Annotated in this window: 9 protein-coding genes and 1 pseudogene; 8 read left to right on the top strand and 2 right to left on the bottom strand. The window is 73.9% G+C overall.

The features are described from left to right. Nucleotides 1-59: 59 nt before the first annotated feature. The 4 genes from ilvC to ACFZB9_RS33620 all read left to right on the top strand — a co-directional run bounded on the left by ilvC (nucleotide 60) and on the right by ACFZB9_RS33620 (nucleotide 7,312). Nucleotides 60-1,055: a ketol-acid reductoisomerase gene (gene ilvC / locus ACFZB9_RS33635; protein WP_391453562.1), complete on the top strand. Its 996-nt coding sequence runs from the start codon at nucleotides 60-62 to the stop codon at nucleotides 1,053-1,055. Nucleotides 1,056-1,449: 394 nt separating this feature from the next. Next, nucleotides 1,450-3,042: a phosphoglycerate dehydrogenase gene (gene serA / locus ACFZB9_RS33630; protein WP_391453663.1), complete on the top strand. Its 1,593-nt coding sequence runs from the start codon at nucleotides 1,450-1,452 to the stop codon at nucleotides 3,040-3,042. Nucleotides 3,043-3,373: 331 nt separating this feature from the next. Beyond that, nucleotides 3,374-3,598: a hypothetical protein gene (locus ACFZB9_RS33625; RefSeq protein WP_391453561.1), complete on the top strand. Its 225-nt coding sequence runs from the start codon at nucleotides 3,374-3,376 to the stop codon at nucleotides 3,596-3,598. Between the two features lie 99 nt (nucleotides 3,599-3,697). After that, nucleotides 3,698-7,312 carry a S8 family serine peptidase gene (locus ACFZB9_RS33620; RefSeq protein WP_391453559.1) on the top strand — a complete coding sequence of 1,205 codons (3,615 nt, stop codon included), beginning with the start codon at nucleotides 3,698-3,700 and terminating at the stop codon, nucleotides 7,310-7,312. On the opposite strand, the gene ACFZB9_RS33615 is transcribed toward ACFZB9_RS33620, so the two are convergent. Then, nucleotides 7,293-9,953, bottom strand: coding sequence for a YfhO family protein (locus ACFZB9_RS33615; protein WP_391453558.1), 2,661 nt, complete (start codon nucleotides 9,951-9,953; stop codon nucleotides 7,293-7,295). The genes ACFZB9_RS33620 and ACFZB9_RS33615 overlap by 20 nt on opposite strands. Nucleotides 9,954-9,963: 10 nt before the next feature. Here ACFZB9_RS33615 and ACFZB9_RS33610 point away from each other — a divergent pair, with 10 nt between their 5' ends. From ACFZB9_RS33610 to cimA, 4 genes are all read left to right on the top strand, one after another. Beyond that, nucleotides 9,964-10,533: a Uma2 family endonuclease gene (locus ACFZB9_RS33610; protein WP_391453556.1), complete on the top strand. Its 570-nt coding sequence runs from the start codon at nucleotides 9,964-9,966 to the stop codon at nucleotides 10,531-10,533. A gap of 62 nt (nucleotides 10,534-10,595) precedes the next feature. Next, a complete protein-coding gene (locus ACFZB9_RS33605) occupies nucleotides 10,596-11,636 on the top strand; it encodes a 3-isopropylmalate dehydrogenase (protein ID WP_391453554.1) in 1,041 nt (346 codons plus the stop codon). A 181-nt stretch (nucleotides 11,637-11,817) separates the two neighbouring features. Beyond that, complete coding sequence (locus ACFZB9_RS33600; protein ID WP_391453552.1) at nucleotides 11,818-12,930, top strand: branched-chain amino acid aminotransferase; 1,113 nt, start codon at nucleotides 11,818-11,820, stop codon at nucleotides 12,928-12,930. 481 nt (nucleotides 12,931-13,411) lie between these two features. Then, complete coding sequence (cimA, locus tag ACFZB9_RS33595) at nucleotides 13,412-15,055, top strand: citramalate synthase (RefSeq protein WP_391453551.1); 1,644 nt, start codon at nucleotides 13,412-13,414, stop codon at nucleotides 15,053-15,055. 78 nt (nucleotides 15,056-15,133) lie between these two features. Here the strand turns inward: cimA and ACFZB9_RS33590 are convergent. Beyond that, nucleotides 15,134-15,228 (bottom strand): annotated as a pseudogene (locus ACFZB9_RS33590) (ATP-binding protein); the annotation flags it as partial.

The following is a 15,228-nucleotide window of genomic DNA, read 5'->3' as shown; positions in this document are numbered from 1 at the left end:
GTCACCTGCGCGTACGGTAGCCAGAGCACCGACGTGACCAACCAAGGAGAAGTCCCACCGTGGCCGAGCTGTTCTACGAAGACGACGCCGACCTGTCCATCATCCAGGGCCGCAAGGTCGCGGTCATCGGCTACGGCAGCCAGGGCCACGCCCACGCGCTGTCGCTGCGCGACTCGGGTGTCGACGTCCGGGTCGGCCTGCTGGAGGGCTCCAAGTCCCGTGCCGCCGCCGAGGAGGAGGGCCTGCGCGTGGTCACTCCGTCCGAGGCCGCCGCCGAGGCCGACGTCATCATGATCCTGGTGCCGGACCCGATCCAGGCCGACGTCTACAAGGAGGCCATCGAGCCGAACCTGAAGGCGGGCGACGCCCTCTTCTTCGGCCACGGCCTGAACATCCGCTTCGGCTTCATCAAGCCCCCGGCCGACGTCGACGTCTGCATGGTCGCCCCGAAGGGCCCGGGCCACCTGGTCCGCCGCCAGTACGTCGAGGGCCGCGGCGTGCCGTGCATCGTGGCCGTCGAGCAGGACTCCACCGGCGGCGCCTTCGCGCTGGCGCTGTCCTACGCCAAGGGCATCGGCGGCACCAAGGCCGGCGTCATCAAGACCACCTTCACCGAGGAGACCGAGACCGACCTGTTCGGCGAGCAGGCGGTCCTGTGCGGTGGCACCGCCGCCCTGGTCAAGGCCGGTTTCGAGACCCTGGTCGAGGCCGGCTACCAGCCGGAGATCGCCTACTTCGAGTGCCTGCACGAGCTGAAGCTGATCGTCGACCTGATGTACGAGGGCGGCCTGGAGAAGATGCGCTGGTCGGTCTCCGAGACCGCCGAGTGGGGCGACTACGTCACCGGCCCGCGGATCATCACCGCCGACACCAAGGCCGAGATGAAGAAGGTCCTGACCGAGATCCAGGACGGCACCTTCGCCAACACCTGGATCGCCGAGTACAAGGCGGGCCTGCCCAAGTACAACGAGTACAAGACCGCGGACTCCGAGCACCTGCTGGAGACCACCGGCAAGGAGCTGCGCAAGCTGATGAGCTGGGTCAAGGAGGCCTGACCGGCCGGTCGGTGAGCGGTGGGGCGGGTCCGGACCGGCGGTCGACGGGCCCGCTCCTGCTGTTGCTGCGCCCGCCTGCTCCGCCCGTCTCCGCCGGCGTGTTCCGCCGATCTCCGCCCGTCTGTTCCGCCCATCTCCGCCCGTCTACGACCATGTACACGGCGTCGGTCCCGTGCGGGTGATTTCGCCGCACGGGCACAGGCAAAGCCCTTGCCCGCCGATACACTTCCGAGTGCGCGTCAGGCCCACAGCGTCGTGCGTCTACCTACGCGGCATGCCACCATCCCCACGCCCGCCGGAGCGCTGCGCCGGCCACGCCACCCACGTGCCCGTGGAGCGGGGGAGTACCGGACAGTAAGGACCAACTGTCGTGAGCACTGTGACATCCAAGGCCGTGACCTCTCAGAGCGCCGTCGTACTGATCGCCGAAGAGCTGTCGCCCGCCACCGTCGACGCCCTGGGACCGGACTTCGAGATCCGCCACTGCGACGGAGCCGACCGCACCGAACTCCTGACCGCCATCGCGGACGTGGACGCCATCCTGATCCGCTCGGCCACCCGGATCGACGCCGAGGCGCTGGCCGTGGCGAAGAAGCTGAAGGTGGTCGCCCGGGCCGGTGTCGGCCTGGACAACGTCGACGTCGCCGCCGCCACCAAGGCCGGCGTGATGGTCGTCAACGCGCCGACCTCCAACATCGTCACCGCCGCCGAGCTCGCCTGCGGGCTGCTCATCTCGGTGGCCCGCAACATCGCGCCCGCCAACTCCGCGCTCAAGGCCGGTGAGTGGAAGCGCAACAAGTACACCGGCGTCGAGCTGTCCGAGAAGACCCTCGGCGTGGTGGGTCTGGGCCGGATCGGCGTGCTGGTCGCCCAGCGGATGTCGGCCTTCGGCATGAAGATCGTCGCCTACGACCCCTACATCCAGGCCGCCCGCGCGGCCCAGATGGGCGTCAAGCTGCTCTCGCTGGACGAGCTGCTGGAGGTCTCCGACTTCATCACCGTCCACCTGCCCAAGACGCCCGAGACGATCGGCCTGATCGGCGACGACGCGCTGCACAAGGTCAAGCCGAGCGTGCGGATCGTCAACGCCGCCCGCGGCGGCATCGTGGACGAGGCCGCGCTCGCCGCCGCCCTCAAGGAGGGCCGGGTGGCCGGCGCCGGCCTCGACGTCTACGCCAAGGAGCCGTGCACCGACTCCCCGCTCTTCACCTTCGACAACGTGGTGGCCACCCCGCACCTGGGCGCCTCCACCGACGAGGCGCAGGAGAAGGCCGGCATCGCGGTCGCCAAGTCGGTGCGCCTGGCGCTGGCCGGCGAGCTGGTCCCGGACGCGGTCAACGTCCAGGGTGGCGTGATCGCCGAGGACGTGCGCCCCGGCCTGCCGCTGGCCGAGAAGCTCGGCCGGATCTTCACCGCGCTGGCCGGCGAGGTGGCGGTGCGGCTCGACGTCGAGGTGCGCGGCGAGATCACCCAGCACGACGTCAAGGTGCTCGAACTCTCCGCGCTCAAGGGCGTCTTCGAGGACGTCGTGGCCGAGACGGTGTCCTACGTCAACGCCCCGCTGTTCGCCCAGGAGCGCGGTGTCGAGGTACGCCTGACCACCAGCAGCGAGAGCGCCGAGCACCGTAACGTGATCACCGTGCGCGGCACCCTGGCCGATGGCGCCGAGATCGCCATCTCGGGTACGCTGTCCGGCCCCAAGCAGCAGCAGAAGATCGTCGGCGTGGACGCCTTCGAGGTGGACGTGGCGCTCACCGACCACATGGCCTTCTTCAAGTACGAGGACCGCCCCGGCGTGGTCGGCACCCTGGGCCGGATCCTCGGCGACGCGGGCATCAACATCGCCGGCATGCAGGTGGCCCGGGACGGCGAGACCAAGGACGCGCTGGCCTCGATCACCGTCGACTCCGAGATCCCGCAGGAGGTGCTGGCCGAGATCGCCAGCGAGGTGGGCGCCAAGTTCGCCCGCGGGGTCGACCTGGGCTGATCCACCCGGCCGACGAGCCGTCAGTTGCGCAGTCCCGGACCGCTCGGCGGTCCGGGGCTGCGCGCGTTTTCGGCCAGGTCAGAGGGGCATTGGGCTCGCCGGGTGAGAGTCGTCTCAGATAGTAGGAAATCCAACTAGTCGTGCAGACAGCGGCCCGGGGTCGGCGTACCGTGAAATGACCATCCGGTACCCCCGCCAGGGCCCCACCAAGCCGCCCGGCGCGCGCGGCCCGGATGCGCCGTACGCAGCGCGGCGGGCGATCCCCGCCAGGCGTACCCCCCTCCTCCCGCTTCCGGCGCCGCATGGCGTCTTCTGGACCAAGGAGCCCGGTATGCCCTCCACCGCAGAGCAGGTCAGCCACCGTCACACCGCCGCCCCCCTCGGCATCACCGCCCGCGTCGCCGCCGCCCTGGACGCCCCGGGCCGGCCGCGCCGTCGGCGTCGCCGTCTCGACCCGCACGCCCCGGCCGGCTTCGGCCAGGGCGCCGGGCAGGCCGCCGCCGCGCTGCAGCGCTCGCTCGACCGCCGCGACAACGGCGGCGCCACCGGGCACTGAGCGACCGGTCCCGGCCGGCCTCGACGGCGCGTTGGGCCATTCGCCTGACGCGGCGTCAGTATCCGGGACGGGGCCGCGGGCAGCCGAGATCCTGAGGTGGTGCGTATCCGACCACTTCGCCCTGGACCGTCCGGCCCCCGATCCTCCGCTCCCCGTAACCGTCGCCACGGCCAGCACGGCCAGCACGGTGCGCAGCACCGGCACGGCCCCCGGCACCGCGCGGCGCGCCGCCGGCTCCCCGGGCTGCTGCTGGCGCTGGCCCTGCTGGCCGGGCCGCTGGTGCTCGCCGCCGTGCCGCCCGCCGGCCTGGCGGCCGAGCAGGGCCGGGCCGCGGGCGCCGGCCGGCGCTCGGTGCTGCTCGAACTGGACGCCGAGCCCGTCGCCCCCGCCTGGCGCCGGGCGGCCGAGGGCGCCCGGCGCGAGCAGCGCTCGGCGGCCCAGGCCCGCCAGTCGGCCGCCGAGGCGGGCCGGGCCGCCCGGCAGCGCGCCGAGGCGGCCCTGACCCGCCTGCAGCAGAGGCTCGGGCCGGACGTCCGGGTGCTCTACCGCACCCACACCCTCTTCACGGGCCTGGCCGTCAACGCCCCCGCGGCCCGGCTCGCGGCGCTGCGCTCGCTGCCCGGCGTGCGCGCGGCGCACCCGATCGCGCCCAAGCAGCGCTCCAACGCGCACTCCGTCCCGCTCACCGGCGCACCGGCGCTCTGGGCCGGGGTGCCCGGCAACACCGGCCAGGGGGTGCGGATCGGCATCATCGACAGCGGGATCGACTACACCCACGCCGACTTCGGCGGCCCCGGTACGGAGGCCGCCTACCGCGCGGTCGATCCCGCCAGGCCCGCGCCCGCCGGGCTCTTCCCCAACGCCAAGGTGACCGGCGGCCGGGATCTGGTCGGCGACGACTACGACCCCGATCCGAGCGCCGCCGACTACCAGCCGGTCCCGCACCCCGATCCCAACCCGCTGGACTGCGCCCGCAACGGTCACGGCACCCATGTGGCCGGCACCGCGGCCGGCTACGGCGTCGACGCCCAGGGGCGGACCTACCGCGGCCCGTACCGCCCGGGCCTGGACCCGGCCGCCTTCCGGGTCGGCCCCGGCGCCGCGCCCGGCGCCACCCTCTACGCGATCAAGGTCTTCGGCTGCCAGGGCTCCACCGACCAGCTCGCGCACGCCCTCGACCTGGCCGCCGACCCGGACCAGAACGGCGACCTCGGCGACCACCTGGACGTGGTCAACCTCTCGCTCGGCAGCGGCTTCGGCGACCCGGGCGACGCCGACGCGCTGGCCGCCGACCGGCTCGCCGAGGCCGGCACCGTGGTGGTCGCCTCGGCCGGCAACGACGGCGACGTCTACGGCATCGGCGGCAGCCCGGGGGTGGCCACCCGGGCCATCGCGGTGGCCGCCTCGGTCGACGGCCACGGCGACGCGGACGGGGTGCGGGTGCTCGCCCCCGCCGCGCTGGCCGGCGTGCTGCCCGCCCACTGGAGCGCCCGCTACAGCGGCTGGAGCAGCGCCGAGGTGACCGCCGAGGTGGTGCGGCCCGCCGCCGACCCGGACGGCTGCGCCGCCTTCGCCCCGGCCGATGCGGCCCGGCTGCGCGGCCGGATCGCGCTGCTCGACTGGGCCCGGAGCGACAGCGACCGGGCCTGCGGCTCCACCCCGCGCGCCGACCACGCCGCCGACGCCGGGGCCGTCGGTGTGCTGCTGGCCGGGACGGGGGCCGCCGACCCGACGGCCGGCGGCAGGCTGGACGAGATCGGGGGCGACGAACGGATCCCGGCCGCGCTGCTCGCCAAGGCGGACGGCGACCGGCTGCGCCAGGCCGTCGAGCAGTCGTCGGGCCAGTCGTCGGGCCAGTCCTCCGGTCAGTCGTCCGGTCAGTCGTCCGCGCTGACCGTCAAGCTCGCCACCGCGGGCAACCCGCTGCACGGTGCGGTCGGCCAGGACTGGCCCGAACGGGTCGACACGCTCACCGACTTCAGCTCGCGCGGCATCGGCGAGCCGGGCGTGGTCAAACCCGACCTGGCGGCGCCCGGCGAGACCATCTGGTCCGCCAAGGCCGGCACCGGCGGCTGGGGCACCCGCGAGGACGGCACCTCGATGGCCGCCCCGCACATCACCGGGACCGCCGCGCTGGTCCGCGCCGCCCACCCCGACTGGAGCGTCACCGAGGTCAAGGCCGCGTTGATGAACACCGCCACCGACCTGCGGGCGGGCAACGGCCGCACCGGGGCCCTGCTCGGCCCCGAGCGGGCCGGGGCCGGGCGGGTGCGCGTCGACCTGGCCGTCGCCACCCCCGCCGTCGCCTACGCGGCCGAGGACGCCGGTCAGGTCGGCCTCTCCTTCGGCCCGGTCCCGGTGACCGGGCCGCTCACCGTCACCCGTGCGATCGCGGTGCACAACCTGTCCGGCGCGCCGGTGACCTATCGCACCGGCTACCAGGCGGCCACCGAACTGCCCGGTGCCCACTTCGACCTGACGCCGGACCAGCTGACGGTGGCGCCAGGGGAGAGCGCCCTGGTGCACGTCACGCTGAGCGCCCCGGGGCCGGTCGACCGGGCACCCGATCCCACCCTCGCCCGCACCCAGGCCGGGCGGGCTCGCAGCTTCCGCGGCGAGCTCTCCGGGCGCCTGCTGCTCACCCCGGCGGCGGCCGGTCCGCCCGAGCTGCGGGTGCCGCTGTTCGCCGCCCCGCGCGCCGCCTCCGAGCTGACCGCGACGGCCGTCGGCGCCACCACGCCGGCGGTGCGCCCCGGGGCCCAGGCGGGGCAGGCGGGGCAGCCGGGGCAGGAGGGTCTGGTCGGCCCGGTGGTGACCAGGCTCGCCATCACCGGCACCCCCGCCCTGACCAGCGCGGGGCCGTCCTCGCTGATCAGCGCCTTCGAGCTCGGCGGTGAGGGCGGCCGGTGGCCCGACTGCGCGCCCCCCACTCCCACTCCCGCCCCCACTCCCACTCCCGCGCCCGCCCCCGGCGGCCGGGCGGTGGCGCCCGGCGGCATCGAGCACCCCGAGCACAGCCAGGACGGCGCCCCCTGCGCGGCCCAGGATCCGGACCGCTCGGCCGACCTGCGGGCGGTGGGCGCGGCCAGTGACGCGCCCACCGTGCCGGCCGCCGACGCCAGGCTCTACCTGGCGGCCACCGGCTGGGCCCCGGCCGTCACCCCGGTGGCCGCCACGGCGGTGCGCGCCGCGCTCGACACCGACGGCGACGGCGTGCCGGACGCGCTCGTGGTGGCCGACCGGCTGCCGGGCAGCGACGTCCTGGTGGCCCGGCTGCTCGACGCCCGCAGCGGAGCGCAGCTCGACGTCCAGCCGCTCAACGCGCGGTGGGGGGATACCGACACCGATCTGCTGGACAGCGACACCGTCGTCCTGCCGATCCGGATGTCCGCGCTGCCCAGGTTCTCGCCCGCCGGCGGCCGGATCCGCTACGCCATCTGGACCGGTTCGGTGGGCGGCACGCCCGACCCGGCGCACGCGCTCTCCGCCATCGGGCTCACCGACGGCCGGCCCCGGCTGGAGTTCGATCCGCTGCACCCGGCCCTGGACATCCGCTCCGGCCTGGGCGGATCGAGCGCCATCGCCCAGCCCGAGGCCCCCGGCACCGTGCTGGAGGTGCGCCGGGCGACGCCCGACCCGGCCCGCCTGCTCCTGGTGCACCACCTCAACACCGACGGGCACCGGGCCCAACTGCTCAGCCTGCCGGCGGGCTGAGCTCCGATCGGGCCTGTCGGACAGGTCCGGGCGCCGCCGTCCGGTCGCGGCGGCGCCACCGGCTCCCCACCGTCACCAGCAGCCACCCGCCCACCGCCGCGGCCGAGACCCACAGCCCCGGCGCCAGCCCCGGCTGTTCGAAGGTGCAGTCGACCCGGCTCGCGCCCGCCCCCAGCGGCACGGCGAGCAGCCCCTGCACCGACCCCGCGGGGGCCGTCGGCCCGCCGTCCACCCCGCAGCGCCACCCCGGCACCGCGGGCACCGCGAGCACCGCGCTGCCGGTGCTGCCCGGCGGCAGCTCGGCACCGATGGTGTGCCCGCCGGCCCGCACCGAGCGGGCCCCACCCGCGCGCAGCGCCTGCACCGCCTGGTTCAGCGCCGCCGGATCCAGGCAGCCGAACGGGCTGGCCGGCACCTGGGTGGCCAGCTCGACCCGCACCGTCACCCGGACCACACCGTCCGGCGGCACCGGGCCGAGCGGCAGGATCGGCAGCGCCGTCGCGTTCTGCTCCCCGCGCACCGTCAGTGCGCCGCCCGGCCGGCTCAACCGGCCGTTCAGATAAGGCGCGTAGAGATAGGCCAGGCGTCCGGGCGAGCAGGCGGCGGTGAGTTCGGTGCCGGCCTCGCCCGCCGGTGTGCTGGGCAGCGACCACCCACTGCGCCCGTGGTCGGTCGGGGCCGGCCCGGCGCCCGGCACCAGCGCGGGGACCTGGTAGACCGTCGCGCCGAGCAGCGCCTGCTGGCGGGCCCAGACCGAGGCGCCGCTCGGCGGGTCCGGCGCCCCGGGCGGCCGCACGGTGACCAGCGGCGCCGCCGGGGCCCGGCGCACCGTCAGGTCGGGCTGGAGCGTGCTGCCCACCGCGAGGAGCGCCTGCCCGACCGGGTCGGCGGCGCTGAGCGTCTGACGCCCCTGCAGCAGCCAGCCGGCGCCCAGCCCGTGCAGCGTCTGCGCGGTGGCCAGTGGCAGGTAGTCGCTGCGGTAGCCGCCGCCCTGGCCGCCCAGCAGCATCGGGTCGTTGCCGGTGAGCGCCTGTGGCCCGGGGTCGGCGCGGGCGGCCGGCCAGTCCTCGGCACCCTGCAGCAACCGCCGTGCCGCCGCGGTCTGTTCGGCCACCAGGTCGGGTGCTGGTACCGGCACCAGCACCGGGACCGGCGCGGGTGCCGCCGCCGTGGTCGCCGCCGTCGCGTCGTCCGGATCACGGTCGCGCGGCCCCAGCGCCGCGTAGGCCGCCGCGCTCGCTCCGGCGAAGACGGCGCAGCTCAGCACCACCGCCGCGGCGCGCCGCAGCACCCGTGGCGGTGGCCCGGCCGTCTCATCCGGGCCCGGGCCGGCGGGCGCCAGTACCCGGAGCGCCCCCACCAGCACCGGGACTCCGGCGGCCGGCAGCACCCAGCCGAGCGCCCCGGCCGACTGCCGGGCCCAGGTCAGCCCGGCCAGTACGGCGAGCAGCGCCACCCCGCCGCCGAGCGCGAGCGGATCGGGCCGGTGCGCCAGGCAGACCCACGCCGCCATGGTCAGCAGCCCGGCCAGTACGAAGGTCGACCGGTACGGATCGCCCTGTGGCGCGGTCGCCACGTGCCAGAGCAACTGGCTGGGCCGCCAGACGAACGAGGCCGCGACCAGCGCCAGCGCCGCCGGCCAGGCCAGCCGCTCGCGCACCGGCACCGCGCGGTTGAACGGCAGCGCGGCCACCAGCAGCAGGCCCAGCACGCCGGCGAAGACATCGGGCAGCGCGCTCCCGGCGAGCCCGCCGGGCAGCAGCCGGGCCAGGTAGTCGGTGATCCCCGGCGTGCCCGGGTGCAGCACGGCGGCAGGCACCGCGTTCCGTCCGGCCTCGAAGGTCACCCAGAGCACCGGCGCCGCCGCCGCGACCCCGACCGCCGTCATCGCCAGCGCCCGCCCCAGCGAGCGCAGCCGCTCGCCCGCCGGTCGCCGCTCCAGCAGCAGGCGCAGCACCAGCACCAGCGCGGCCCCGAGCGTGGCCGTCGCGGCGGTGTAGAAGTCGCCGACCCAGGCCAGCGCGACGGCAGCCGCGCCCAGTGGCCAGCCGGTGCGCCGCAGGCAGCGGTCGAAGGCCAGGCCGACCAGCGGCAGCGAGACCAGGCCCCAGAGCCAGGCGGGCTGCCCGATCCCCTCCACCAGCACCCAGCCGCAGAGCCCGTACCCGGTGGCCACCAGCGCCCGCAGCCACGGCGGCCCCGGGTGCAGCCGCCCCAGGAAGACGGTCATCAGCGCGGTGCCCAGGCCGATGCTCAGCAGCGTGCCGAGGAAGACGGCCAGTCCCACCTGGTCGCGCGGGACGAGCACGACCAGCAGCGAGAAGGGGTTCAGCAGGTCGGTCACCAGGTCGGGCAGGAACGGCACCCCGTACCCGCTGTTCCAGTTGATCAGCAGGTCCCCGCCGCCGTGCCCGTGCAGCAGGTCCCACAGGTGCGCGTGCAGCGGGATCACCTGCTCGGCGAGCACCGTCCCCGCCCGTGGCCCGGCCCCGAACGGATAGACCCGCCGGGCCGCCAGCGCCACCAGATACGCGCCCACCGCCAGGGCGGCGGAGCCCAGCGCGGCGCGGCGGACACCTTCGGGTGATTCCTCCTCAGGAACCGCCGGGTAGCCTGAAGTGGACCGCCAGAGTCTCCGCATGGGAGTAATCATGAGCGTCGAACCGTTCCCGGACTGGCTGGTTCCGCCCGTCGGTGGTTGGACAGCGGAAGATCTGGACCGGCTCCCCGAGCTGCCTCCGCACACGGAGCTGATCGACGGGAATCTGGTTTTCGTGAGCCCACAGACCATTTTTCATATCTGGGTCATGCGGTTGCTGGAGAACGGCCTGCTGGCGGCGGTTCCGAAGAGCTGGGAGGTCTGGCGGGAGATCACCGTGGTCCTTGGACCCAAGAACCGCCCGGAGCCTGACCTGGTCGTGGTCAAGGCTGAGGCGCGGACCAGTCCCACGCAGACCTCATTTCGCGCAGAGGACGTTCTGCTCGCAGTTGAGGTGGTCTCCGCTGAATCGGAGGAGCGTGACCGGTACGTGAAACACAACAAGTACGCCGCCGCCGGTATCCCGTTCTACTGGAGGATCGAGAGCATGGCGGGCAAGCCCGTGGTCTATGCGTATGAGCTGGACCCGGCCACCGAGGCCTACGGCGCCGCCACGATCATGCGGGACGTCCTCGATCTTCCCGTCCCCTTCCCCGTCCGGATCGAGCTCAGCTCCCCCTGAGGTCCGTCCGCATTCTGGACGCCGGATGTCACTCCCCAAGACAGGGGAGTACCGTTCCCACCATGTCTCGCAGCCTTCGTCTCGCAGTGATCCCCGGTGACGGTATCGGCCAGGAAGTGGTGGCCGAGGGCCTCAAGGTGCTTGCCGCCGCCCTCCCCGACGACGTCAAGCTGGAGACCACCGAGTACGACCTCGGTGCCCGCCGCTACCACGCCTCCGGTGAGACCCTGCCGGACGAGGTGCTCGCGGAGCTGAAGACGCACGACGCGATCCTGCTCGGCGCGATCGGCGACCCCTCCGTCCCGTCCGGGGTGCTGGAGCGCGGGCTGCTGCTCAAGCTGCGGTTCGCCTTCGACCACCACATCAACCTGCGCCCGGGCAAGCTCTTCCCGGGTGTCGCCTCGCCGCTGGCCGGTAGCCCGGAGATCGACTTCGTGGTCGTCCGCGAGGGCACCGAGGGCCCCTACGTCGGCAACGGCGGCTCGCTGCGCACCGGCACCGAGCAGGAGGTGGCCACCGAGGTCAGCCTCAACACCGCCTTCGGCATCGAGCGCGTGGTCCGCGACGCGTACCGCCGGGCCGCCGCCCGCCCGCGCAAGAAGCTGACCCTGGTCCACAAGAACAACGTGCTGGTGCACGCCGGTCACCTGTGGACCCGGATCTTCCAGCAGGTCGGCCAGGAGTTCCCCGAGGTCGGCACCGACTACCTGCACGTGGACGCGGCGACCATCTTCTTCGTCACCCAGCCCGAGCGGTTCGATGTGATCGTCACCGACAACCTGTTCGGCGACATCCTGACCGACCTGGCCGCCGCCGTCACCGGTGGCATCGGCCTGGCCGCGAGCGGCAACATCAACCCCTCCGGCGCCTTCCCCTCGATGTTCGAGCCGGTGCACGGCTCCGCCCCGGACATCGCGGGCCAGGGCAAGGCCGACCCGACCGCCACCGTGCTGTCGGTCGCCATGCTCCTCGACCACCTCGGCTTCAGCGCCGAGGCGGCCAAGGTCGAGGCGGCCGTCGCCGCCGACCTGGCCGGGCGCGGCAGCGCCACCCGGACCACCACCGAGGTCGGCGACGCGCTCGCCGGCCGAGTATCCGGCTGACGGGCCGGCTGAGAGGCGGAGCAAGGCGCCCCCGGGGCGCTACAACCCCACAGCTGTTCGGCACGGCCCCTTAGATGCGAGTATCAACAGTGGGCCGTGCCTTCGGCGTACCCGGGTTCCCCCGACCCACCGCCCGAGGCGGTCACGGCCCTGACCAACCACACGGTGAAGGACAGAAGCCATGACCACGCCCACCCAGGCGCCCATCACGTTCGAGCTCAAGCCTTCCGCTCACCCGCTGCCCGCGGCGGAGCGCGAGGCCCGGCTGGCGAACCCCGGCTTCGGCCGGATCTTCACCGACCACATGGTCACCATTCGCTGGACCGAGGGCCGCGGCTGGCACGACGCCCAGCTCACCCCGTACGCGCCGCTGGAGATGGACCCGGCGAACATGACCCTGCACTACGGGCAGGCCATCTTCGAGGGCCTCAAGGCCTACCGCCAGCCCGACGGCTCGATCGCGAGCTTCCGGCCGGAGGCCAACGCGGCCCGCTTCCAGGCCTCGGCCCGCCGTCTCGCGATGCCCGAACTGCCTGCCGACGCCTTCGTCAAGGCCTGTGAGCTGCTCGTCCAGCAGGACCGCGACTGGGTGCCCACCGAGGCCGAGCAGAGCCTGTACCTGCGCCCGTTCATGTTCGCGGCCGAGGCGGGCCTGGGGGTCCGGCCGGCCAACGAGTACCTCTTCATCGTGATCGCCTCCCCGGCCGGCGCCTACTTCCCCGGCGGCGTGAAGCCGGTCTCGGTCTGGCTCTCCGAGGAGTACGTCCGGGCGGCTCCCGGCGGCACCGGCGCCGCCAAGTGCGCGGGCAACTACGCGGCTTCGCTGGTCGCCCAGGCCCAGGCCGCGGCGCAGGGCTGCGACCAGGTGGTCTGGCTGGACGCCGCCGAGCACAAGTGGATCGAGGAGATGGGGGGCATGAACCTCTACTTCGTCTTCGGGGAGGGCGAGGACGCCCGGATCGTCACCCCGGCCCTGTCCGGCGCACTGCTGCCCGGCATCACCCGCGACTCGCTGCTCACCATCGCCGGCGACCTCGGCTACGCCACCGAGGAGCGCAAGATCTCCACCGACGAGTGGAAGCAGGGCAACGCCGACGGCACCCTGACCGAGGTCTTCGCCTGCGGCACCGCCGCCGTGATCACCCCGGTCGGCTCGGTCAAGTCCGCGCGCGCCGACTGGACCGTGGGCAAGGGCGAGCCCGGCCCGGTCACCATGCGCCTGCGCGAGACCCTGCTGGCCCTCCAGGGCGGCACCGTCAAGGACACCCACAACTGGATGCACCCGATCGCCTGAGCCACCTCGCCCGGGTGTTCCACGGAGCTGGGACACCCGGGTCGGTACCACGCGAAGTGTTCCGCTCGTCGAGCTGCGACCCCGAGCGATGAGGGCAAATCGGCTGTTCTGACACACGCGTCCCGGATCGCGAGACGTCCCGCCCGCCCTGCGGATCCTGTGCCAGACTGCCAGCGTGTCCTCGCTCGCGCTCATGATTAGCAGCAGGCGCGCCGGTCCGCAGTGACCGTTCCGCAGTGATCCCCGCGGGACGACCACCGTGTCACAAGACCCGCGCGCAGACCTCTCGCACCCGCGAGGGGTCTTTTGTTTTGCCCGGTCCGGCCCACCCCACGCCGACCGGCCAGGACCCGGCACACCGGCCCCCGCCCACCAGGCGGGCGCGGAACCCGGGTGGCGCGCGGGATGGTGGACAGTGGAGCCGGGGACGGAAGACCGGCAGACAAGCAGAGACATCTCCCCGAACGGAGAAACCAGGGCCATGACCGACGGCAGTACGCGTCACCCCGACGACAGCTTCCACGTCTTCGACACCACCCTGCGCGACGGCGCGCAGCGCGAGGGCATCAACCTCACGGTGGCCGACAAGCTGACCATTGCACGGCACCTGGACGACTTCGGCGTCGGGTTCATCGAGGGCGGCTGGCCGGGCGCCAATCCCCGGGACACCGAGTTCTTCGCCCGGGCCGCCACCGAACTGGATCTCAAGCACGCGCAGTTGGTGGCCTTCGGGGCCACCCGCCGGGCCGGCGGCGACGCGGCGACGGATCCGCAGCTGGCGGGGCTGCTCGACTCCGGCGCCCCGGTGATCACCCTGGTCGGCAAGGCGCACGACCGCCATGTCGAGCTGGCCCTGCGCACCACGCTGGACGAGAACCTGGCGATGATCCGGGACAGCGTCGCGCACCTGCGTTCGCGCGGGCGGCGGGTCTTCCTCGACTGCGAGCACTTCTTCGACGGCTACCGGGCCAACCGCGACTACGCCCTCGCCGTGGTCCGCACCGCGCACGAGGCGGGCGCCGACGTGGTGGTGCTCTGCGACACCAACGGCGGGACGCTGCCCGGCGGCGTCCGCGAGATCGTCGCCGAGGTGCTGGCCGCGACCGGCGCCCGGCTCGGCATCCACGCACAGGACGACACCGGCTGCGCGGTGGCCAACACGCTGGCCGCGGTGGACGCGGGGGCTACTCACGTCCAGTGCACGGCCAACGGCTACGGCGAGCGGGTCGGCAACGCCAACCTGTTCCCGGTGGTCGGCGCGCTGGAGATCAAGTACGGGCGCCCGGTGCTGCCGCTCGGCAAGCTGGCCGAGATGACCCGGATCTCGCACGCCATCGCCGAGGTGGTCAACCTGACGCCCGGCACCCACCAGCCCTATGTGGGTGTCTCCGCCTTCGCGCACAAGGGCGGTCTGCACGCCTCCGCGATCAAGGTCGACCCGAACCTGTACCAGCACATCGACCCCGAACGCGTCGGCAACACCATGCGGATGCTGGTCTCGGACATGGCCGGGCGGGCCTCGGTGGAGCTCAAGGGCCGGGAGCTGGGCTACGACCTGTCCGCCGACCGCGAGCTGGTGGGCCGGGTGGTCGCCAAGGTCAAGGAGCAGGAGAACCTCGGCTACACCTACGAGGCCGCCGACGCCTCCTTCGAGCTGCTGCTCCGCGACGAGGTGCACGGCAGCCGCGCGCGCTTCTTCGCCCTGGAGTCCTGGCGCACCATCAGCGAGCAGCGGCACGAGGGCGGCACGGGCAACGAGGCCACCGTGAAGCTCTGGGCCAAGGGCGAGCGGATCGTGGCCACCGGCGAGGGCAACGGCCCGGTCGACGCGCTGGACAAGGCCCTGCGCACCGCGCTGGAGCGGATCTACCCGCAGCTGGCCAAGCTGGAGCTGGTGGACTACAAGGTCCGGATCCTGGAAGGCCGGCACGGCACCGGCTCGCGCACCCGGGTGCTGGTGGAGTCGGCGGACGGCACCGCCACCTGGTCCACCGTGGGCGTCGCGGACAACGTGATCGACGCCTCCTGGCACGCGCTGGAGGACGCCTACACCTACATCCTGCTCAAGTCCGGCCTGGAGCCGGAACACCGGGAGCTGGGCCACCGGGAGCCGGAGCGCGGGTGACGCGGCGCGGGGGACCCCGGTCCACGGGGTCCCCGACTGCCCCGGTTCACCGGCGGGTGCGCCGGACCGGGGCCCAGGTCAGCGGAGTCTGGCGAGCAGGGCGTGTTCGACGAGGGTGATCAGGGCGCTCTTGGCGCTGTCGCGGCGGCGGGCGTCGAGGGCGATGATCGGGG

Source organism: Kitasatospora sp. NPDC008050 (assembly GCF_042957465.1).
In the GTDB taxonomy this organism is placed as follows: Bacteria; Actinomycetota; Actinomycetes; order Streptomycetales; family Streptomycetaceae; genus Kitasatospora.
Note: the sequence above shows the minus strand (reverse complement) of the source record. Positions and strands in the feature narration are given on the sequence as shown.